At 71.9% G+C, this 20,017-nt stretch carries 19 protein-coding genes; 3 read left to right on the top strand and 16 right to left on the bottom strand.

Annotation, left to right across the window (positions count from 1 at the left end; all coding sequences use genetic code 11):
• Positions 1 to 2 precede the first annotated feature (2 nt).
• The 3 genes from MYMAC_RS24400 to MYMAC_RS24410 form a co-directional block, all read right to left on the bottom strand.
• Positions 3 to 368, bottom strand: a complete 366-nt coding sequence (locus MYMAC_RS24400) for a hypothetical protein (protein WP_420810013.1) — start codon at positions 366 to 368, stop codon at positions 3 to 5.
• A gap of 116 nt (positions 369 to 484) precedes the next feature.
• Positions 485 to 1,267 (bottom strand): sulfite exporter TauE/SafE family protein, encoded by a 783-nt coding sequence (locus MYMAC_RS24405; protein ID WP_013941515.1) that lies wholly within the window; start codon positions 1,265 to 1,267, stop codon positions 485 to 487.
• 90 nt (positions 1,268 to 1,357) lie between these two features.
• Complete coding sequence (locus tag MYMAC_RS24410) at positions 1,358 to 2,251, bottom strand: hypothetical protein (RefSeq protein ID WP_095959834.1); 894 nt, start codon at positions 2,249 to 2,251, stop codon at positions 1,358 to 1,360.
• 142 nt (positions 2,252 to 2,393) lie between these two features.
• Here MYMAC_RS24410 and MYMAC_RS24415 point away from each other — a divergent pair, with 142 nt between their 5' ends.
• Complete coding sequence (locus MYMAC_RS24415; RefSeq protein WP_013941517.1) at positions 2,394 to 3,992, top strand: leucyl aminopeptidase; 1,599 nt, start codon at positions 2,394 to 2,396, stop codon at positions 3,990 to 3,992.
• Positions 3,993 to 4,176: 184 nt separating this feature from the next.
• Here the strand turns inward: MYMAC_RS24415 and MYMAC_RS24420 are convergent, their stop codons facing one another.
• The 6 genes from MYMAC_RS24420 to ruvB form a co-directional block, all read right to left on the bottom strand.
• The gene (locus MYMAC_RS24420; protein WP_095959835.1) at positions 4,177 to 4,794 is read right to left on the bottom strand and encodes a hypothetical protein; all 618 of its coding nucleotides are present in this window, start codon (positions 4,792 to 4,794) and stop codon (positions 4,177 to 4,179) included.
• A gap of 53 nt (positions 4,795 to 4,847) precedes the next feature.
• Positions 4,848 to 6,083, bottom strand: coding sequence for a DUF4388 domain-containing protein (locus MYMAC_RS24425; RefSeq protein WP_095959836.1), 1,236 nt, complete (start codon positions 6,081 to 6,083; stop codon positions 4,848 to 4,850).
• Between the two features lie 26 nt (positions 6,084 to 6,109).
• The gene (locus MYMAC_RS24430; protein WP_013941520.1) at positions 6,110 to 7,195 is read right to left on the bottom strand and encodes a thioredoxin domain-containing protein; all 1,086 of its coding nucleotides are present in this window, start codon (positions 7,193 to 7,195) and stop codon (positions 6,110 to 6,112) included.
• Positions 7,196 to 7,242: 47 nt separating this feature from the next.
• Positions 7,243 to 8,187, bottom strand: a complete 945-nt coding sequence (gene lpxC / locus MYMAC_RS24435; RefSeq protein ID WP_013941521.1) for a UDP-3-O-acyl-N-acetylglucosamine deacetylase — start codon at positions 8,185 to 8,187, stop codon at positions 7,243 to 7,245.
• Between the two features lie 468 nt (positions 8,188 to 8,655).
• Positions 8,656 to 10,131, bottom strand: a complete 1,476-nt coding sequence (locus MYMAC_RS24440; RefSeq protein WP_013941522.1) for a hypothetical protein — start codon at positions 10,129 to 10,131, stop codon at positions 8,656 to 8,658.
• A gap of 6 nt (positions 10,132 to 10,137) precedes the next feature.
• Complete coding sequence (gene ruvB, locus MYMAC_RS24445) at positions 10,138 to 11,163, bottom strand: Holliday junction branch migration DNA helicase RuvB (protein ID WP_013941523.1); 1,026 nt, start codon at positions 11,161 to 11,163, stop codon at positions 10,138 to 10,140.
• A 208-nt stretch (positions 11,164 to 11,371) separates the two neighbouring features.
• Between ruvB and MYMAC_RS24450 the strand changes: the two genes are divergently transcribed.
• Positions 11,372 to 12,451 carry an MBL fold metallo-hydrolase gene (locus MYMAC_RS24450; RefSeq protein WP_095959837.1) on the top strand — a complete coding sequence of 360 codons (1,080 nt, stop codon included), beginning with the start codon at positions 11,372 to 11,374 and terminating at the stop codon, positions 12,449 to 12,451.
• A 15-nt stretch (positions 12,452 to 12,466) separates the two neighbouring features.
• Here MYMAC_RS24450 and MYMAC_RS24455 read toward each other — a convergent pair whose 3' ends face one another.
• The 5 genes from MYMAC_RS24455 to MYMAC_RS24475 all read right to left on the bottom strand — a co-directional run bounded on the left by MYMAC_RS24455 (position 12,467) and on the right by MYMAC_RS24475 (position 17,543).
• Positions 12,467 to 13,993, bottom strand: coding sequence for an ELWxxDGT repeat protein (locus tag MYMAC_RS24455; protein WP_095959838.1), 1,527 nt, complete (start codon positions 13,991 to 13,993; stop codon positions 12,467 to 12,469).
• Positions 13,994 to 14,265: 272 nt separating this feature from the next.
• The gene (gene ruvA / locus MYMAC_RS24460; protein ID WP_095959839.1) at positions 14,266 to 14,874 is read right to left on the bottom strand and encodes a Holliday junction branch migration protein RuvA; all 609 of its coding nucleotides are present in this window, start codon (positions 14,872 to 14,874) and stop codon (positions 14,266 to 14,268) included.
• The gene (gene ruvC / locus MYMAC_RS24465; protein WP_095959840.1) at positions 14,871 to 15,446 is read right to left on the bottom strand and encodes a crossover junction endodeoxyribonuclease RuvC; all 576 of its coding nucleotides are present in this window, start codon (positions 15,444 to 15,446) and stop codon (positions 14,871 to 14,873) included. Before ruvC ends, ruvA begins: the two co-directional genes overlap by 4 nt.
• 24 nt (positions 15,447 to 15,470) lie before the next feature.
• Positions 15,471 to 16,220 (bottom strand): YebC/PmpR family DNA-binding transcriptional regulator, encoded by a 750-nt coding sequence (locus tag MYMAC_RS24470; RefSeq protein WP_095959841.1) that lies wholly within the window; start codon positions 16,218 to 16,220, stop codon positions 15,471 to 15,473.
• A gap of 87 nt (positions 16,221 to 16,307) precedes the next feature.
• Complete coding sequence (locus tag MYMAC_RS24475; RefSeq protein ID WP_095959842.1) at positions 16,308 to 17,543, bottom strand: response regulator; 1,236 nt, start codon at positions 17,541 to 17,543, stop codon at positions 16,308 to 16,310.
• 106 nt (positions 17,544 to 17,649) lie between these two features.
• Between MYMAC_RS24475 and MYMAC_RS24480 the strand changes: the two genes are divergently transcribed.
• Positions 17,650 to 18,372 (top strand): hypothetical protein, encoded by a 723-nt coding sequence (locus tag MYMAC_RS24480; RefSeq protein ID WP_013941530.1) that lies wholly within the window; start codon positions 17,650 to 17,652, stop codon positions 18,370 to 18,372.
• Between the two features lies 1 nt (position 18,373).
• Here the strand turns inward: MYMAC_RS24480 and MYMAC_RS24485 are convergent, their stop codons facing one another.
• Both MYMAC_RS24485 and MYMAC_RS24490 read right to left on the bottom strand, forming a co-directional pair.
• Positions 18,374 to 19,750, bottom strand: coding sequence for a sigma-54-dependent transcriptional regulator (locus tag MYMAC_RS24485; protein WP_013941531.1), 1,377 nt, complete (start codon positions 19,748 to 19,750; stop codon positions 18,374 to 18,376).
• Positions 19,751 to 19,764: 14 nt separating this feature from the next.
• Positions 19,765 to 20,007, bottom strand: a complete 243-nt coding sequence (locus tag MYMAC_RS24490; protein WP_013941532.1) for a hypothetical protein — start codon at positions 20,005 to 20,007, stop codon at positions 19,765 to 19,767.
• Positions 20,008 to 20,017 lie beyond the last annotated feature (10 nt).

A 20,017-nucleotide genomic window follows, 5' to 3' on the forward strand; every position in this document is an offset into this window, starting at 1 on the left:
CGCTACGCGTGGATGCCGGTCCCCACGGCGAGGGCGAGCAGCCCCAGCACCCCCGCCGCCATCGCCATGTAGCGCCACTCGCCGCGCAGCCCCAGCAGCGTGCCCGCCACCGCGAGCCGCGCCACGGGCGTCACCAGCAGCAGCGACGCGGCGCCCTTGCGCAATAAGTCGATGGAGACGTGCACGCGCTCGGATTGGGGCAGCGCCTCCAGCCCCAGCGACAGGACGAACATTCCGCCGCTGACGACCGCGCCCACGCGCAGCACGCGCGCGATCCACCGGTCGCCCACCACGGCGCGCTCACGGTGGTGCTGTTGCGCCTGCTCCGCGGGGCCCACGTCCGGTTGCGCCAGGGGCGCTCCGTCCATGGGGGGCGCCAACGACGCGGCCCCTCCGGTGACTGCCACGTTGCGCGCGATGGCCTCGGGCTCCGCCGTCGCCGCTGAAATGGAAGCGCGTGCCGCTCGCTCCTCCTCGGGTTCACTCACTTCAGGATGCTCGGCCACAATCCCTCCCCTCCCTTCCACAGCATCTGTGCCGCGACCACCAGCAACACCAGGGCGAACAACCGCTTCAACACCGCCGTGGGCACCATCGGCATCAGCCGGCTGCCCACATACGCGCCGCCCAGGACGCCCACCACCAGCGGCGACACCAACGCCAGTTTCAGATGGCCCCTCAACGCGTACGCGGCAACGCTCGCGGCGCCCGTGACGCCAATCATCAGGTTGCTCGTCGCGCTCGCCACCTTGAACGGCACGTGCATGCCGTACGTCATCAGCGGCACCTTGAGCGGCCCCCCGCCCACCCCCAACAGCGAGGACAGGCCACCGGCCACGAAGGAGCCGGAGATGCCCAGCGGGTAGTTGGTGGGCGTGTAGTCATCGAGCGCGGCGGGCTCCTGCTGGGGCGAACGCACGAGCAGCATCTGCAGCGCCACGTAGAGCGTGAAGAGCCCGAACACCACCGCCACCATCGCCGGCGCCACCAGGGCCGCCACCAGGCCGCCGGCGATGGCGCCCAGCACCGTCGCCAGCTCCAGCGACAGCCCCAGGCGGATGTCGCTCAGGTGCTTGTGCACGTAACCCGCGGCGGCGGAGCACGAGCTGGCCACCACGCACATCAGGCTCGCCGGAATCGCCTCCTCCAGCGGGATGTCGAACCCCAGCACCAGCGCGGGAACCAGCACGATTCCGCCACCAATGCCGAGCATCGCGCCCAGCGTTCCCGCGAGCGCGCCCACCGCGATGAGGAGTAGCAGCGTCATTCCTTTTCGAGGATAGGAGCGGATTGACGCTTCGGACAGCGGCATTCCCGGAGAGGGGCCAGGCTCGCCAGGACGCCTGCTCTGCGGGTGTCAGGCCGCCCGCGCGCCCAGCGTTCCTTCGGGGAAGGACTCCAGGAAGCGGGCGCGCGTCCGGGGCGTGAAGGTGCCCCTCGCCATGTAGCCGTGCAACCGGCGCAGCACGCCGCGCGCCGTCTCCAGCGCGCCCTCCACCTCCGCCGCGAAGTCGAAGGTGTCGTTGCGGTACAGCTCCTGGAACGACAGCCGCGCGTAGGCGGGCAGCGCGCGCGCGCGGCCCACGGGGCTTGAAAGGAAGAGGCCGGAGACGTACAGGCCGCGCACCCAGCCATCCACCTCCGGTTTGCCAGGCGCCTGGCCCACCCGCTCCTGGGAGGACAAACGGACCAGCTCGTAGAGCCCGCCGCCAATGCCCCGCCAAGGGAAGCCCGGGCTCTTCACCACCTGACACTTCTCCCGCAGCCGCGGCGTGCCGAGCAGCTCCATGCCGTGCAGCTCGCGCAGGTAGAAGAGCGTCTGCGCCCATTCGATGTCGCGGTGCGCCTCCAACGCGCGCTCGCCGCGGCGGCGGTGGCGCACCACCAGCCTGTCCACCACCGGATACAGCCGCCGGTCCAGGCACAGGTGCGTGAAGTAGCCCGCGAGCACCGCGAGGCCCGGCTCGGTGCCCACCAGCGCCCCGGAGGCCACCAGCTCCGCCATCTTCAGGCCGAAGCCCACGGGGGCGCGCTCGTGGTAGAGCCGGGCGAAGTGCGGCATCTCCCGCTCCGGCAGGAAGGCGGCGAGCCCCCCGCGGAGGCCTTCGCACAGCGGCAGGTCCGGCAGCGCCGCGCCGAAGCGCGCATAGGGCAGGTCTTCCGACAACGCACGCACCCAATCCGCCGGCAGCTCACCCGGGTTGGCGGCCATCCGTTCAATGGCGGTCAGATGCATCAGCAGCGTGGGCATTCCCCTCAACTGCTACCCAGTGCAACGAAGCAATGCAATGCTCGAATGAAATCCAACGCTTTGCGTGTAACAGGGCGGGCGTTACAGTCCGCGCCCTTTCCGCAGCCCCTGCCCCTTCCAACGTCCAGGAGTTTCACGGCCCATGAACTTCAGCTTCGTCTCCGGCGATGCCACGCGCACGAGCGGCGACCTGCTCGTCATCCCCCTCTTCGAGGGTGAGCTGGGGGACAGCGCCCCGTCCTCCCTCTCCGCGGCGGATGGCGCCCTGGAAGGCCGCCTGCGCGGCGCCGCCACCCAGGAGGGCTTCAAGGGACGCGCGGACCAGAGCCTGGTGATGCACACGCTGGGGCGCACCGCGTCCGAGCGCGTCCTGCTGCTGGGCCTGGGCAGCCGCGCCCGCTTCCACCCGGAGGTGCTGCGCCTGGCCGCGGGCCGCGCGGCGAAGACGGCGCAGCGGCTGAAGGCGACCTCGGTGGCGTTCGCCCTGCCGGCCACGGAGTCCGCGGCGGACGCGGTGCGCGCCGTGGTGGAGGGCGTGGCGCTGGGCGTCTACCGCTTCGACAAGTACAAGTCCTCCGCGCGCGAGGAGAAGAAGAGCGCCGCGAAGCCAGGCAAGGTGTCCCTGGTGCTGCCCGAGGGCACGGAGCGCTCGCGCGAGCTGGAGGCCGCGCTGACGCTGGCGCAGCGCGTCGCGGAGGCCACCAACTGGGCCCGGGACCTGGTCAACGAGCCGCCCAACGCGGTGACGCCCACGGTGCTGGCCGACGCCGCCCGTCAGGCCGCGAAGGAAGGCGGGCTGAAGGTCACCATCGGCAACCGCCGCGACATCGAGAAGCTCGACATGGGCATGTTCCTGGGCGTCGCCCGGGGCAGCACCGAGGAGCCCCGCCTCATCCACCTGGAGTACACGCCGAAGAATGCGAAGGACGCCCGGCGCGCGCCGCTGGCGCTGGTGGGCAAGGCCATCACCTTCGACTCCGGCGGCCTGTCGCTCAAGCCCACCGACGGCATGGTGGACATGAAGACGGACATGGCGGGCTCGGCCGCGGTGCTGGGCGCCATGAAGGTCATCGCGGCCCTCAAGCCGCCCTTCCCCGTGCACGCCTTCATCGGCGCGTGTGAGAACATGCCCGCCGGCAACGCCTACAAGCCGGGTGACATCCTCACCTCGCGCCTGGGCAAGACGGTGGAGATCACCAACACGGACGCGGAAGGCCGCCTGGTGCTGGGCGACATCCTGACGTGGGCCACCGAGCACAAGCCCGCCGCCATCATCGACCTGGCCACGCTCACCGGCGCCTGCGTCGTCGCGCTGGGCAACTACATCGTCGGCGCCTTCGGCGAGCACGACGAGACGGTGGCGCAGGTGCTCCAGGCCGCGCGCGCCGCGGGCGAGGAGATGTGGCGCATGCCCGTCAGCGACCTGCAGAAGGACGCGCTGCGCTCCGAGGTCGCCGACATGAAGAACTCCGGCGAGCGCTGGGGTGGCTCCATCAACGCCGCCCTCTTCCTCCGCGAGTTCGTGGGCGAGACGCCGTGGGTCCACCTGGACATCGCGGGCCCGTCCAACAGCCCCAAGGAGCGCGGCTACCTGAGCAAGGGCGGCACCGGCGTGGGCGTGCGCACCCTGGTGGAGTGGGTGCGGCTGCGCTCGCAGGCCCCGGAGACGGCGCCCGCCGCTGAAGAGGCGCCCGCGGCCAAGGCGCCCAAGGCGAAGCCGGCCCGCAAGCGCGCGAAGTAGGGACGGTGGACCGACGAGGGCGTCCGTGAGAGCGGCGCCCTCGCGTCAACGAGGAGGCCGCCGCCACGCCCTCACCATGGCGCGGCCCACCGGGACGGGCGCCCCTGAACGAAGCGCCCTTTCATCTACACCCAGGCAGCCGCCACGCCGTCGCCATGGCTCGGCCCACCGCTGAGAGTACGCCTCAACGCTGAGGCAGCCGCCACGCCGTCGCCGGCCCCGCCAGCGGGCGCACGCCCTGGATGAGCGCATCCACGCTCCGGGGCACGTCCTCGGCCGCCTGCGCCGGCCAGGTGGCCAGCATCATCAACACCCGCCCGGGGATGCCCTCACGCACGGCCACCTTGCCGTGCACGCCGTCCCCCACCTGGAAGTCAAAGCCCACCGCGGTGTCCGACAGCGGGATGGGCGCCGGGTCCGAGGTGGTGAAGCCCGGGTGCTGGCGAAGCCCTTCCGTGAGCCGCTCCGCGAACTGCGTGGGAGACGCCACCGCGGGAGCCACCTGCAACACCACCTGCGCCCCGGAGACGGCGTGGCGGAGGATGACGGGAATCGCGAGCCCCTCTGGCGTGCGCTCGTTCGTCTCGTCCAACTGCCAGTCCGCCGTGGGCCGGATGATTTCGAAGCCCAGGTCCTCGTCCACGTAGCGGCGGGTGGTGGAGCGGCTCTCCGCGCTGGAGTCCTCCACCGCTGGACTGGAGCCCGAGCCGCCGGTGCCCTCGTCCTGCACCGCCTGGCGCGAGCCACTGCAGGCCGTCGTCAACGCCAGGAGTCCCCACACCCAGTTCCGCATCGCGACCATGCCCGCTCCCCGCCCCCAACGCAGTGACGGCGAACGTGGGCACGGGCGGAGCGCTAGGCCAGTCCTCCCTGGAGGGTGCGGTAGGTGTTGGACAGCCGCTCGGCGACCTCGGGAGGGAGGACGTTGCGCGCTGAAAACAACGCGTAGGACACGAAGGCGTCCAGGGCCTCCAACGTGAGGGCCCGGCCCACGGCCTCGCCGCCCGTGGAGAGGTTGGCGCGCAGCCGCGCCACGTCCACGCGCCCGTCCGCGCCCAGCGTCACGCCGGCGTACGCGTCCTCCAGCCCCTGCGGCGGCGCGTCCAGGAAGCCGCGCAGCAGGTCCGTGTCCCTGCCGGCGTCGCGCAGTGAGCGGTGCACCAGGGACAACAGCAGGTTGTAGCGCTCCTCGGCGGACAGCAGCTCCCAGGCCATGCCCTCCACCGCGGGCGTCTGCGCCGGAGGCGGCTCCGCGGGTTGCACCGTGACATTGCCGCCCCGGACGGCCTCCTCCAGCCACGTGTAGAAGGCGTGCGGGCCCCCTTCATAGGCCGCGCGCAGGCTGCCCAGCGACAGCCCGTCCGCCAGCCTGGCGAACAGGCGCTCCTCGCCGGGCAGCGGCCCCTCGGGCCCCAGCGTCACGCGCATGCCGTCCGGGAAGCGGCGGCGGAGGCGGGCCACCACCTCCGAGCGCTTGATGCCGGTGAGGACGAGGTCCCGGGTGCGCTCCGGCAGCTTCACCACGTCCGCCATGGGCGCGGGGCCCTCGACGAACATGAAGCTGGCCTCCTCCAGCTCGAAGAGGCTGAGCACCACCTCGCGCACCACGTACGTCATGGCGCTGTAGAGGTTCGCCTCGGAGACGAGCCCCTCGGACGTCAGCACCTGACCGATGCGCCGCGACGGCGTCACGCGCGACAGCGCCTGGGTGAGCTGCACCTGCGTCAGGAGGCCCAGGCGGAGCAGCGCCGAGCCCAGCCGCTCCCAGCGCTCGGTGGAGGTGGCGAACACCACCTGCCCGTCACGGAAGGACACCGTGCGGCGGCCGGTGGCGTGCTGCACGGCCAGGAGCCCGCTGCGGATGCCCGACAGGACGTTGGCGAAGACCTCCTCCATCGACAGGGTGCGCAGGCTGCCGGCCAGGAAGCCGGCGGCGCCTTGCGACTCCGGGAGGAGCACCATCCCCTCCGGCCCGTTGAACCAGGCCTGGAGGGGACGGGAGGGGGACAAGCCCTGGGTGAGCGGCAGCTCCAGCTCGAGCGTCGCCGCCTCACCCGCGAGGCGGGGCGTGGCCTTGGGTCGTGTCGCCACTGCCCACCTCGTCCGACTGCCGGGGACTACTTCTTCGGCGCGTTCAGCTCCGCGTCGATGATGCTCTTGAACTCCTCGAAGGGCTGCGCGCCGGACAGCAGGATGCCGTTGATGAAGAAGGCCGGGGTGCCGGACACGCCCGCCTGCTTGCCCTCGGCCAGGTCCTTCTGGACGACGGCGGCCTTCTCACCCGAGTCCAGGCAGGTGTTGAACTTCGCCGTGTCGAGCTGCAGGTCGGCGGCGTGCTTCTTCAGCGCGTCCACGCCCAGCGCCTGCTGGTTGGCGAAGAGCAGGTCGTGCATCTCCCAGAACTTGCCCTGGTCCCCCGCGCACAGCGCGGCCTCGGAGGCCTTCGGCGCCTCCTTGTGGAAGTCCAGCGGGAAGTGGCGGAACACGATGCGGACCTTGTCGCCGTACTCCTGCTGCACCTGCGCCAGCGCCGGGTTGGCGCGGCTGCAGAACGGGCACTGGAAGTCGCTGAACTCGACGATGGTGACGGGCGCGCCCTCCGGGCCACCCTTGGCGGCGCCCGTGGCGGCCACCTGCTTGCGCACGGCGGGCGGGCGCGGCGGCTCGGGCAGCGTCAGCTTGACGTTGGCGGCCTTGCGCAGCTCCTCGAAGAGGGCCTGCGCGCGCTCCTGCTTCGGCTGCTGCGTCAGGAACTCCACGATCTGCGGCTTCATCTGCTCGAAGGTGGAGCCCTCGGGGAGCTGGCCGGCGGCGCCGTCGTAGACCTCCTTGATGCGCTCCTCGGTCGGCGGCGGAACCTTGTCGTCAATCTCCGCCTTGAGGTACGCCTCCTGGGAGAGGCCCCGCTTCTTGGCCTCGGCGTCGACGAGCTTCTCCGTCACCATGCCGTCCAGGCCGCGCTTCAGGAGCTGCGACTTCTGCTTCTCCAGGTTGGCCAGCGGCTCCTGGAGGCGCTCGTTGAGCTCCTTGTACGTAATCTTCTGACCGTCGCCGAACGTCGCGACGACGGTGTCGGGCGCGGGCTCACCCCCGGCCTGCTGCGCCGTAGGGGCGGTGGCCGGCGCCTTCTCCTTGTTGCAGCCGGCGGTGAAGGTGGCCGCCAGGAGCGCGGCGAGGATGACGCGGGTGGGACGGTTGAGCATAGCCCGCCCACTTAGCCGAGCCTTCCCGGGCCTGCAAGTTAATGCCGTCAGGCGACCAGCGGCTCGAAGTCCAGTGCGCCCGCGAGTCCAGAGAAGCCCAATCCCATGCCCTCCAGCTCACGGCGGCGGGCCGGGACGATGTCGTAGCAGCTCGGGTCGGACATCACCTTGCGCACCAGCTTGTGGTTGAGCGCGTGGCCCGTCTTGTACGCCGTCATGTGGCCGATGACGGGCCGGCCGAACAGCGACACGTCGCCGATGGCGTCCAGGATCTTGTGGCGCACGAACTCGTCCGGGAAGCGCAGCCCGTCCGGGTTGAGGATGGAGACCTCGTCCACGACGATGGCGTTCTCCAGCGAGCCGCCCCGCGCCAGGCCCAGCTGCTTCAGCTTCTCCACGTCCCGCAGGAAGCCGAAGGTGCGCGCCCGGGAAATCTCCCGCGCGAAGTCGCGGTCACCGAAGTCCAGGTCGAAGGACTGACCCTGGATGACGGGGTGCTCGAAGTCGATGGTGCAGCTGATGCGGAAGTGGCGCGCCGGCGTGAGCGAGGCCTGCTTGTCGCCATCCACCACCGACACCGCCTTGCGGATGACGAGCAGCTCCTTGGGCGCCTCCTGCTCCCGCACGCCCGCGCTCTGGATGAGGGCCGCGAAGGGCGCCGCGCTGCCGTCCATGATGGGGACCTCCGGACCGTCCAGCTCCACCCGGAGGTTGTCGATGCCCATGCCGGCCAGCGCCGCCATCAGGTGCTCCACCGTCCCCACCCGGACCCCGTCACGCCCCAGCGTGGTGGCCAGCGACGTGTCCACCACGTACTCCGCCAGCGCCGGGATGCTCACCGGCCGGGCGAGGTCCGTGCGCACGAAGACGATGCCGTGACCCGGGGGCGCCGGGCGCAGGGTGAGCGTCACCCGGGCACCCGAGTGGAGGCCCACGCCCTGCAGGGAGGCGATCTTCGAGAGGGTGCGCTGGTTGTAGGAGGACGGTCGCATTGTGGGTGTCGCCTCGTGGCTTCTCGGTGCTGCGGAGCTTCCGCTCCGGCCCCGCCGGAGGGGCTGGAAACGTTCATCAGTAGTCTGATGTGACGCGCGAATCGAGCAATCAGCATGCCACTTCCGCGTGACATGCCATGCAGCGCCCTGGGGCTCCAAACCTGCTTCAACCCCTTGGAGTTGCTTGGCTTTTTCGTGCGTCTCGCGAGGCACCGGTTCCGGCCTGGCGCCCCTCCCCCCGTGGCGGATTGCTGATTCCCTCCTGAACCGCGACACCGATGTCCGGGATTTGTCATCCCCGTCCCTGGCATCCCCCTCGCCCGCCCCTCCCCGTCAACCCGTGTCTTCCATGCAACACGGGCGCGTCCATAGCGCAAGGAACTCAACGAAGCAAACACCCCCCGTGACAATGCCCCTCACCCGGGGGCCGTCATGCGGGGCTGCCAGTAGCGCCACGACGGGGCTGTATCAGCGTGCGGGGGTGGTGAGGAACCTGTCCCGGAGGGCTTCCGCGTCCTGGCGATCAAAGCCCCGCCCCTGGAGGTGGGTGCGCCGGCTGACGGCGTGGAAGGTGGACTCCAGCGTCTGGATGAAGCGCCGCAGGTCCTCGGCGAGCCGGGCCCGGATGCCAGGGCCCTCCGGGGGCCAGGGCAGCTCCACCAGCAGCGAGGTGAAGCGGTCGAAGGCGTCGTAGTCGCCGTAGCGCAGGAGCTGGTAGCTGCCGTCGTGGAAGTAGCCCAGGAAGAGCTTGAGGGCGTCCAGCGCGCGCTCGGCGGCGGGCACGTCCTCGGCGCGCAGGTGGGACTCCGCGGACCGGCACAACTGGGCGTACACCCACAGGTCCTTGCGCAGCCGCAGCGCGCCCTCCTGGGGGCTCATCAGCTCGTCGAAGACGCCCTCGGACAGGCCTCCGTTGGGCGCCAGCGCCTCCACCAGCGCCACCACCTGCGTGCGCAGCACCGCCGTGAAGGCGGCGGCCGCGCGCAGCGGCGCCTCCGCGTCCCGGTCCAGGTTGACCAGCACCTCGCGGGCCACGCGCTCCGTCTCCCGGGCGATGTCGCGGGCGGCGCGCAGCGTGGCGGCCTGCAGCGACTTGGAGCCGGCCTTCGGGGACAGCTCGGCGTGCATCCACGACGCGAGCGCGTTGGCCTCGCTGCGCACCAGCGCCAGCAGCACGCGCACGCGGCGGGAGAAGGGCGGCTGCTCCTCCGCGTCCACGTAGGCCAGGTAGTGCAGGAGCCGGAAGAGGCCGAGGAAGGCGGTGGTGAAGGCGGTGCGCTGCTCCTCCTGGAGGGTGACCAGCGTGTCCAGCAGGCGCACCGAGCGGAGCCTGTCGTACTCGACGCGGAACTCCAGCGGGCGGAAGGGGCGGAAGTAGCGGTTGAGGACGATTTCGCGCAGCGACAGCTTGCCCACGTCCTGGAACAGGCCGAGGTTCGCCGCCGGCAGCTTGAGCAGGTGGTCCAGCAGGTTCTTCAGCGCGTCGAAGGCCTCGCGCAGCACGAAGAGGCTCTCCGGTGGCGTCTCCTGGTCCAGCTGCTCCTCGATCAGCGCGCGCCGGACGCGGTCATCCGCGAGCTGGGTCTCCACGTACTTGCGGAAGACCATCTTCTGGTCGCTGTCCGGGTCCTGCAGGTGGCGCGCGACGCGGATGGCGCGGTCCATGGCGTCGCGCACGTCCGCCAGCTCCTCGCGGAAGTCCCGCGTGACGAGCGGCCTGTCGCGCGCGTCCACCACCGTGTTGAGGTTGAGGTAGCGCTCCACCGCGCGCAGCAGCATCTCGAACTCGAAGAGCAGCTCCTCCCGCCCCTCCACGGGCACGCCCCGCAGCCAGCGCTCGCGCTCGGCGAGGAAGCCGGCGCGCGACGTCTGGGAGGCGCGCATCAGGTCGGCGTAGAAGTCGCGGGGGACGCGGGGCGGCGAGGAAGGCGTGTCCTGGCTCATGGCATCTCAGAAGAGGCTGCCCTGGGGCGTGGGCGGTGGCTGCTTCTTGAAGTACTGGTACGTGCGGTGGGTGGCCATCCGGCCCCGCGGCGTGCGCTGGAGGAAGCCCTCCTGCATCAGGAAGGGCTCGTACACGTCTTCAATGGTATCGCGCTGCTCGCCCACGCTGGCGGCGATGGTCTCCACGCCCACCGGGCCGCCGCCGAACTTGTCGAGGATGGTCAGCAGGATCTTGCGGTCCATGGAGTCCAGGCCGCTGGCGTCCACCCCGAGCCTGTCCAGCGACTTCTGCGCCAGCTCCAGGGTGATTCTGCCATTGCCCTCCACCTCCGCGAAGTCACGCAGCCGGCGCAGCAGCCGGTTGGTGATGCGCGGCGTGCCCCGGGAGCGGCTGGCCACCTCGCGCGCGGCGTCCTTGTCCAGGGGGATGCCCAGGATGCGCGCGGAGCGGTGGAGGATGCTCTCCAGGGCCTTGGCGTCGTAGTACTCCAGCCGCTCCTGAATCTGGAAGCGGTCGCGCAGCGGCGAGGTGAGCAGGCCGGTGCGCGTGGTGGCGCCAATCAGGGTGAAGGGCGGCAAATCAATCTTCATCGCCCGGGCGGCGGGCCCGGTGTCGATGGTGATGTCCAGCCGGAAGTCCTCCATGGCCGGGTAGAGGTACTCCTCCACGGCGGCGTTGAGGCGGTGGATTTCATCGATGAAGAGCACGTCGCGCGCGTCGAGGTTGGTGAGCAGGCCCGCCAGGTCCCCCTTGCGCTCCAGCGCGGGGCCGCTGGTGACGTGGATGCCCACGCCCAGCTCGTTCGCGATGATGTGCGCCAGCGACGTCTTGCCCAGGCCCGGCGGACCGGAGAACAGGCAGTGGTCCAGGGCTTCGCCCCGGCTGCGCGCGGCCTGCACGTAGACCTTGAGCTTTTCGACGACGGGCCCCTGGCCCACGTACTCGTCGAACGAGCGCGGACGCAGGGAAGCCTCGAGCCGGACGTCCTCGGGCAGGACGTCTTCCGAGAGTGTGTCGGACTTCCTCGCCATAACGTCCGGACCCTATACAGGAAGGCCGCGCGTGTCGCCGCACATCTGGCGGCGTTCCCCTCAGCGGCCCGCCGGGCCCGCCAGCCAGGCGGGCGCAGGCAGGGGAAGACAGGCTCCCCTCCCGGCGTTCCCGGCACGAGCCCCCGCCGCTACTCCGAGGCGATTGAAGTGCGCCCGGGGTGTGCGAGAGTCGAGTCCAGGAGCCCCCATGAACACGAGCCCGGTGTTTCGTCCCCTCCCCTCCCTGGCTGGCGCGCGCGCCGAACCCATCCCCGGGCTGCGGCTCCAGAAGCTCCGCCGGGCCGCGCAGGATGCGCGGGAGGCCTTCGTGAAGGAGGGCCCGGTGGCCGCGGTGGCCACGTGTGAGCTCGTCACCTTCCCCTACCCCGCCCCGTTCGCCTTCAGCGGCGCGGCGCTGTCCCCGGCGCCCTACGTCATGCTGACCCACCGGATGCAGGTGGTGCAGTTCGTGGACCGGGAGGGCACGCGGCGCACCCTGCTCTTCAACCCGTCCGACTACGAGCGCGGCGTCCTCGCCCCCTTCTACCGCGCGCTGCGCGAGCGCTACGGCGCCTTCGTCTCCGACAAGGTGATGTCCACGCGGCACGGCTCGGTGCAGAGCCACCTGGCGGCGCTGGGGCTCACCCCGGCGGACGTGGACTACCTGGCCTTCGACCACCTCCACATCCAGGACCTGCGCGGCTGGCTGGGCGGAGACGGCATGCCCGCGTACTTCCCCCGGGCCCGGCTGCTGGTGCAGCGCTCCGAATGGGAGGTGGCCGCGGAGCCGCACCCCATGCAGGCGGTGTGGCTCGTCCCGGGCGGCGTCGACATCCCCCGCGAGCGCGTGGTGCTGCTGGACGGCGACGTGTGGCTGGGCCAGGGCGCGGCGCTGCTCAGCACGCCGGGCCACACGCGCGGCAACATGTCGCTGGCGGTGGCCACCTCGCGCGAGGTGTTCGTCACCAGTGAGAATGGCGTGGCCACGGAGAGCTACACCCCGCTGCAGTCCGCCATCCCCGGCGTGCGCCGCTTCGCCGAGCACATGGGCTGGGAGGTCGTCCTCAACGGCAACACGCGCGAGGACTCCCTGGACCAGTACTCCTCCATGGTGGTGGAGAAGCTGTTCGCGGGCACCTCGTCCGTGGACGGCGCGTTCGTCAACTTCCACCCGTCCTCGCAGCTCACCGCGCACGTCATGGCGCCGGGCCTGTCGCCCACCATCGTCCTGCCCGCGCCCAACTTCGGCGACGTGCGGCCCAGCCCCGCGTCGCGGCGGGCGGCGTAGCGCGCGCGCCCGCGCTCAGCAGTCCTTGGCGAAGCAGAGCCACCAGGGGCGGAAGGGCACCGCGTACACCTCCAAATCCCGGGCGCCGTCCGACGCGGAGAAGAAGATGTTGAAGCCGGCGCGGACGAAGCCGGCGGGGTTCGAGGACGCCGTCCCCGGCGCGATGTCCAGCAGCCGGCTCGTCACCCAGGGGCGGCCGGCGCTGTACCAGACCTCGCGCCCGTGCCCCGCCGTCTCCGCGGAGAAGAACAGCCAGCCCGACTCGGCCGTGAGCGCCAGCGGGCTGCTCCCCACCGGGCCGGGCTCGAGGTCGCGCACCAGCAGCGTGCCCTGCGCCGTGCCGTTGCTGCGCCACAGCTCGCGGCCATGCACCCCGTCATCCGCGGTGAAGTACAGCTCGCCGTCCAACGCGACCAGGTCCTTGGGCATCGAGCCCTCCGGCCCGGGCCGGAGGTCCATGACCAGCCCCGTCCCCTCCGGCGAGCCGTCGCTGCGCCACAGCTCGCCGCCGTGGATGGCGTCGCCCGGGTTGCCGTACCAGTCGCTCGCGCCCGCGAGGAAGTACAGCGCGTCATCCAGCGCGGTGAGGTGCGCCGGGTAGTCCCCTGGGAAGGTCCAGACGCGCTCGGCGGTCAACCGCCCCTGGTGCGCCACCCAGAGCTCGGCCCGCTCCGTGCCCGGGTCCAACAGGAAGAAGAGGTGCCGGCCCGCCGCCGTCAGCCCGAAAATCACCCCGGCCCCCTGCCGGGAGAACACCTGGCGGGGCCGGCCCCGGGCGTCCACCCACCAGAGCACCGTCTCCGCGACGCTGGAGGACACCAGCGCCACGCCCCCGCCCCACGCCGTCAACGGCCCCAGGGACAGCGCGCCGGCGCCGGGCAGGAACGCCTGCACCCGCTCCGTGCCCTTCTCCGTGCCGTCGGAGCGCCACAGCTCGCGGCCCGCCACCCCGTCATCCGCCGTGAAGTAGAGGGCCCCGTCCACCTCGGTGAGGAACTCCGGCGCCGCGCCCACCGGCCCGCGCCGCACGTCCCGCACCAGCGCCGTGCCCTCCGCCGTCCCGTCGGTGCGCCACAGCTCCGCGCCGTGCACGCCGTCATCCGCGACGAAGAAGACCTTGTCGCCCACCCGCGTCAGGTTCCGCGGCTGCGAGCCCGCCGCCCCCGAGCGCACGTCCTTCACCCGCGCCGTCTGCCGCCCCGCGTCGCTCGTCGCCCACAGCTCGCGGCCACTCACGCCGTCATCCGCGCTGAAGACCACGGCCGCGCCCGCCCTCGCCAGTTCCTGGGGGCCCGAGCCCGAAGGCCCCGGCCGGATGTCCCGCAGCCGCTCGGCCCTGTCGCTGCACACCGCCCAGGGCCGCGAAAACAGGCCGGGCGCGACGCCCTCGGGCGCCGCTGTCGAGACGTCGACAGAGGCCTGCGACGCCAGGGCCCTCCGCGCCCGCTCCGCCCCCGATTCGCCTTCCTCCAGCGGCACGGCCCCCGCGGCGCCCCCGCAGAGCAGCAACACCCCCACTGGAATGGCACGCCATGACGTCATGTATGCAGCCCTCGTCCCCGGCGTCACGCCGGCCCTCGCCGCTGGAACTGGAAAGTGTCACCCATGCCGGAAGCTCCTACTCGGACCCGGGGAGGAAAGGCGCGTCTGCTGTCCGTCATCACGCGACGGCGGACGACTTTTGCCGACAGCGCAACACTGGGGCCCCCTCGCCCCAGCGCCTTTCAAGCTCTCAACGAGAGAGACGCCAGTACGGCCCCGCCGGTATCTCGGATTTCGCCGTCACAGCGCCGTCACACCGGCGCGTCGTGTGCTCAACCGCCGGAGCGGAGCGCCTTGAGGGCCTCGCGGAAGAGGGCCTGGAAGGTGGCGTCCGGCCCCAGCCGCTCCCCGGCCAGGTCCGCGGCCTTCTCCGCCTGGGGCTGCTTGTAGCCGAGGTTGAGCAGCGCGGAGACCAGGTCCGAGAGGGCCCCGCTGGGGGCGGCCGGCGCGGTGCCACGCGACACCGCCTCCAGGTGGATGTTCTTCACCTTGTCCTTGAGCTCCAGCACCAGCCGCTCGGCGGTCTTCTTCCCCACGCCGTGAATCTTCGCCAGCCGCGCCACCTCGCCGCGCGACAGCGCCGCCACCAGCTCCGGCACCTCCATGCCGGACATCACCATCAGCGACAGCCGGGGCCCCACGCGGGACACGCTGTTGAGCAGCAGGAACACCTCTTCCTCGCCCTTCGTCAGGAAGCCGAAGAGGTCGAAGGCGTCCTCGCGCACCACGGTGCGCACGCGCACGTCCACCGGCTGCCCCTCCGCCGGCAGCTTCCCCAGCGTCAGCGTGGAGAAGTTCACCCGGTAGCCCACGCCGCCCACGTCGATGGTGGCGTCCTCCAGGTCCTTCTCCAGCACCGTCCCACGCAACCGCGAAATCATCTCGCCTCCGGGCGCCGGTACGCGGGCGCCAGCCGGTCCGCCAGCAGCGCCGCCGCGCCCTTGCGCTTCTTGCCCGCCGCGGGCGCCGCCGGTACCGCGGCCCGCCCCTGGTTCAGGTGACACAGCGCCACCGCCAGCGCGTCGCTCGCGTCCGCGCGCTCCAGCACCGACGCATCCAGGTCCAGGAAGGTGCGCACCATCCGCGCCACCGCGTCCTTCCCGTCCGCGCCGCCAGCGCCCACCGCCTTCTTCACCTTCGCCGGCGCATATTCGAAGACGGGCAGCCCCGCCTGCGCCGCCGCCAGCAGCGCCACGCCGCGCGCATGTCCCAGCACCAGCGCGCTGCGCGCGTTGCGGAAGGTGAACACGCCCTCCACCGCCACCGCGGCCGGGCGGTACTTCACCAGCGCCGCCGTCAGCGCGCCGTGCAGGTCCCGCAGGCGGTCCGACAGCGGCAGCGCCGGGTCGCCCTTGATGACGCCGTGGCCCACGTGCACCAGCCGGCCCCGCTTCTCCTCCACCACCCCGAAGCCCATGAACCGGCTCCCCGGGTCAACGCCAAGCACGCGCACGTTCCGCTCCGTTCCGGACCACCGCTACTGCAACAGCGAGTCCAGCATCGAGTCTTCGATTTCGTAGTTCCCGTGCACGTTCTGCACGTCGTCGTTCTCCTCGAGCGCGTCCAGCAGCTTCAGGAGCTTCTTCGCGGCGTCCACGTCCAGCGCGACGGTGTTCTGGGGGAAGAACCCCCAGCGCTGCTGCGAAAGCGGCAGGCCCGCCTCCTGGAGCCGCCCCGCCACCGTGTGCAGGTCCGCCGCCGCGGTGCGCACCTCGGCGCCCTCGTCCCCCAGCATGATGACGTCCTCGGCGCCCGCGTCGATGGCCTGCTCCATGAGCTGATCCTCCGAGGGGCCCTGCTTCACGCCGATGACGCCCTTCTTCTGGAACATCCAGGCCACCGCGCCCTCGGCGCCCAGGTTGCCCCCGTACGCGTTGAAGGTGGAGCGCATGTCCGCCGCGGTCCGGTTGCGGTTGTCGGTGAGGCACTCCACCAGGATGGCGACGCCGCCGGGGCCGTAGCCCTCGTACGTCACCTCCTCGTAGCGCTCCCCCTCCAGCTCGCCCGTGCCCTTCTTGATGGCGCGCTCGATGGTGTCCTTGGGGATGTTGGCCTCGCGGGCCGCGGCCAGCGCCACGCGCAGCCGGGCGTTGCCGGACGGCTCACCGCCACCGAGCCGCGCCGCCACGGTGATTTCCTTGATGACCTTGGAGTACAGCTTCCCCTTGGTCGCGCCCATCGCGGCCTTCTGGCGCTTGATCTTCGACCACCGATTATGACCGGACATGGTGGGTGTGCCTTGAGCGGGCGCCCAGCGGTTGGAGCGCTCCGCGCCGGGCCTTGTCCCCTACCGGGGGCCGCCGAGTCAAACCCTTCAAACGCCCGCGTCGTCGGACCGGACAGCCCCCGTCAGGCCCTCCACGGCGCTCGACGCGCCGGGGCCCTTCTTGGGGAAGTCGAGGATGACGGGAGGCTGCGCGCCTCCGACCAGGGTGAAGGGCGCGTTGGCCCCCGCCCCGCCCGCGTCCACGGGGACGGCGTCCACGGACAGCGTGGGCTCGAAGAAGCCGGGCACCGTGGCGCCGCAGCGCGCCCGCTCCCGCTCTTCCACCAGGCACGCGGGCACCAGGACGCCCAGCGCGAACAGGCGCGTGGACGCCTCGTAGGCCACGGCCTCCGGGAACTGGCACTCCAGCAACATGGCGCGCAGCGTCCGGCGGCCGTCGAACAGGCGCACCACCTCGCCCACGTCCTCGGGCAGCGACGCCAGCACCTCCGCCAGCCGGGAGAAGTCCACCGTCAGCCGGGACGCGAGCGGCAGGCCCCGGGCACGCAGCGCGTCGAAGCGCGCCAGCCCGTGGAGCACCGTCTCACACAGGTACGGGCGGTCCATGGTGAACGAGCCCTTGTGCAGCTCGGGCCCCAGCACCACCGAGTACCCACCGCTGCCGAAGCAGAGCATCCGCCGGAAGGCCAGGCTGCCGCGCTCGCCATTGAAGACGGCGTCCACCACCAGGCCGTGACGGAACGCGAACCACCCCTGCCCCTCCGCCATCACCACGCGGCCGGAGCGGACACCGGCCAGCAGCGCGCGCGCCACGTCCGGCAGCGACAGCCGCTCGGTACGCGTTTCGAAGGCCGCGTCACCGCTGCGACGACCCGCCTTGAGCAGCGCCAGCGCCACCACGTCCCGCGCGTCCACCGGGTGGGCCAGGTAGTCATCCGCGCCCACGCCGCCCGCCAGGTCCCGGTGGAAGTCCTCTTCACGCCGCGCCAGCAGCAGCACCGGCAGGTGCGCCGTGCGCGCGTCCGCGCGAACCTGGCCGCAGAGGCTGAAGCCGTCTCCGTCCTGCAGCTCCACCTCGGTGATGATGAGCTGCGGCGCCGCGCCGTCACCCGCCAGCGACTCCAGCGCCGCCTGCGCGCCCGCCACCAGCAGCACCTCGAAGCCCGCCTCCGCCAGCGCCGCGGCCAGCGCCACGTGCGCGCCAGGCGCCGAGTCCACCAGCAACACCCGAGGCCGCCCCCGTGACGCACGACGACGCGAGCCCGCCTTCACCGGGGCTTCCGGTCCGGCATACATGGAAGGTTGTGGGAGCGCGGTATCCATGAATTACTAAATCTTCGCGCCAAGCCGGACAAATACGCAAGGCACCTACAAGCCCCTGGAATCGTTGGGGTTTCCGAGCGCCACCATGCGGGGTAGGGTGCGCGCCATGATGCGTACCGGCTGCTTCGGCCCTCTCGTGTCCGCGCTGTTGCTCGTGTCCCTGGAGGCCGCCGCCCAGGCGCCGGCCTCCGTGCCCCCGGATGGAACGCCGCGCGTCACGGCGCCTGACGCGGCGCTCCTGCGAGGCACCCGTGAGGACCCGCTGGGCGCGGTGCTGGCGCCGGTGACGCTCCCGGACGGGGCCACGACGCTCTACGGCTTCGTGGGCGCGCCGGAGCTGGGCGTGGGCTTCCGCCAGGGCATCTCCGGCTTCGAGCTGGAGGCCCGCGCGCGGCTCCAGTGGTTCCAGTTGTCCGCCGCGCTGGAAGTCGCGGTGCGCCGCAAGGTGCTGGAGCAAGGCCTCCTGTCCCTGGCGCCCACGCTGGGCCTGGGCGTGGTGCTCAACTCGGGGGCCACGTACATGGATGACCGGAACTACTCCGGCGTCCTGCTGCGCGTGTCGCCGGGGCTGGTGGCCGGCTGGCGCGTCGCGGACACGGTGTCCGTGCTGGGCCTCCTGGACGTGCCGGTGGACATTGGCCTGTCCAACGGGCAGTCGCGGCGCATCCAGGCGCTCGGCGGCGGCGGCGTGGAGGTGTACCTGGGCAGCAACCTGTCGGCCCTGGCGGCGGGCCAGCTCGGCGTGGAGTCCTTCCAGGAGCGCTCGGGCGAAAGCCACACGCGCCTGGGCTACGCCGTGCGGCTGGGTCTGGGCGTCCGGCTCTTCTGACTCACGTCAGCCCGAAGCGCTCCAGCTTCTTGAGCAGGCCCTGACGCGACAGGCCCAGCGCCTCCGCCGTATGGGTGCGGTTGCCGTTCAGCCGCTTCAGGGCCTCTTCGATTTCACGCCGCTCCAGCGCTTCCACCTTCTGCGCCAGCGTGGGGGTGCCCGGCGCGGGCGACGTCCGGGGCCGCTCGCTGCCGGTGAAGGACAGGTCCTCGGGCTGGATTTCGCGCCGCTCGCCCGCCAGCACGGTGGCGCGCTGCATCTCATGGCGCAGCTCGCGCAGGTTCCCCGGCCACGGGTGGGCCAGCAGCGCCTCCGCCGCGGCCTCCGACAACAGCCGGGCGCGTCCGTCCGGGCACAGGTGCGCGCACTGGTTGAGGAAGTGCTTGGCCAGCAGCGGCAGGTCGGCGGGGCGCTCGCGCAGGGGCGGCAGGCGGACTTCCACGCCCTTCACGCGCCAGTAGAGGTCCTCGCGGAAGGCGCCCTCCTGGAGCATCCGGCCCAGATCCCGGTGCGTGGCGGAGATGAGCCGCACGTCCACCTGGACGGGCCGGTCCGCGCCCACCGGCAGGATGTCCCCCGTCTCCAGCGCGCGCAGCACCTTCACCTGGAGGGACGGCGACATGTCGCCCAGCTCGTCCAGGAAGAGCGTGCCGCCGTCCGCCTCGGCGAAGAGGCCGCGGTGGTCCTTCGCCGCGCCGGTGAAGCTCCCCTTCACGTGGCCGAACAGGGCGCTCTCCAGCAGCGACTCCGGCAGCGCGCCGCAGTTGATGGGGACGAAGGGCCCGGCGTGGCGGCGGCTCTTGAGGTGGACGGTGCGCGCGAGCAGCTCCTTGCCCGTGCCATTCTCCCCCGTGACGAGCACCGGCAGCTCACTGGCCGCCACGCGCTCCGCCAGGGACGTGGCCGCCAGGAAGGACGCGCTCTGCCCCACCAGGGAGACACCACCCGCCGCGCGCGTCAGCGAGCTGCGCAGCGTCTCCACCTGCCGCTCCAGCGTCACCCGCGCGAGCGCCCGCTGCGCCACCACCAGCAGCACGTCCGGGTCCACCGGCTTGGTGAGGAAGTCGTACGCGCCCAGGCGCACCGCCTCCAGCGTGTGCCGCGTGTCCCCTGCTCCGGACACGACGATGACCTTCGTCCCGGGCTTCGCGCTCAGCAGCGCGGCGAGCCCCTCCAGCCCCGCGGAGACGCTGCCGTCGGGAGGCAGCATCAAGTCGAGCAGCACCAGGGGGAAGTCGCGCGCGTCGAAGGCGGCGCGGGCGGAGGGCCGGTCGGCGGCCTCCACCACCTCGTAGCCCGCCTCGCGCAGCAGCCCGCCGTAGACTTTGCGGAACGCGGCGTCGTCATCCACGAGCAGCAGCGGGTGCGGTGCGGACATGCGTGGGCCCCCCGTCAGTCCGGCAGCGGGGCCTGCCGCGGCGTCCCCATCAGCTCCAGGGTGCGCAGGGCCACCTGGATGAGCGTCTGGGCACACGGCTCACACCCGCCACCACAGCACCGCGGCCAGCGGCCCTCCGGGTTGCGCAGCAGCGGGCGCACACAGGACTGGTAGTAGCTGGGGAAGCCGAGCTCCTCGCTGGCGCGGACCAGCGCGGCTTCGAACGGAGGTGGCGCGGGGGTGGTGACGTCGGACACGGGGCTGTCA

It is taken from the genome of Corallococcus macrosporus DSM 14697 (assembly GCF_002305895.1).
Classification (GTDB): domain Bacteria; phylum Myxococcota; class Myxococcia; order Myxococcales; family Myxococcaceae; genus Myxococcus; species Myxococcus macrosporus.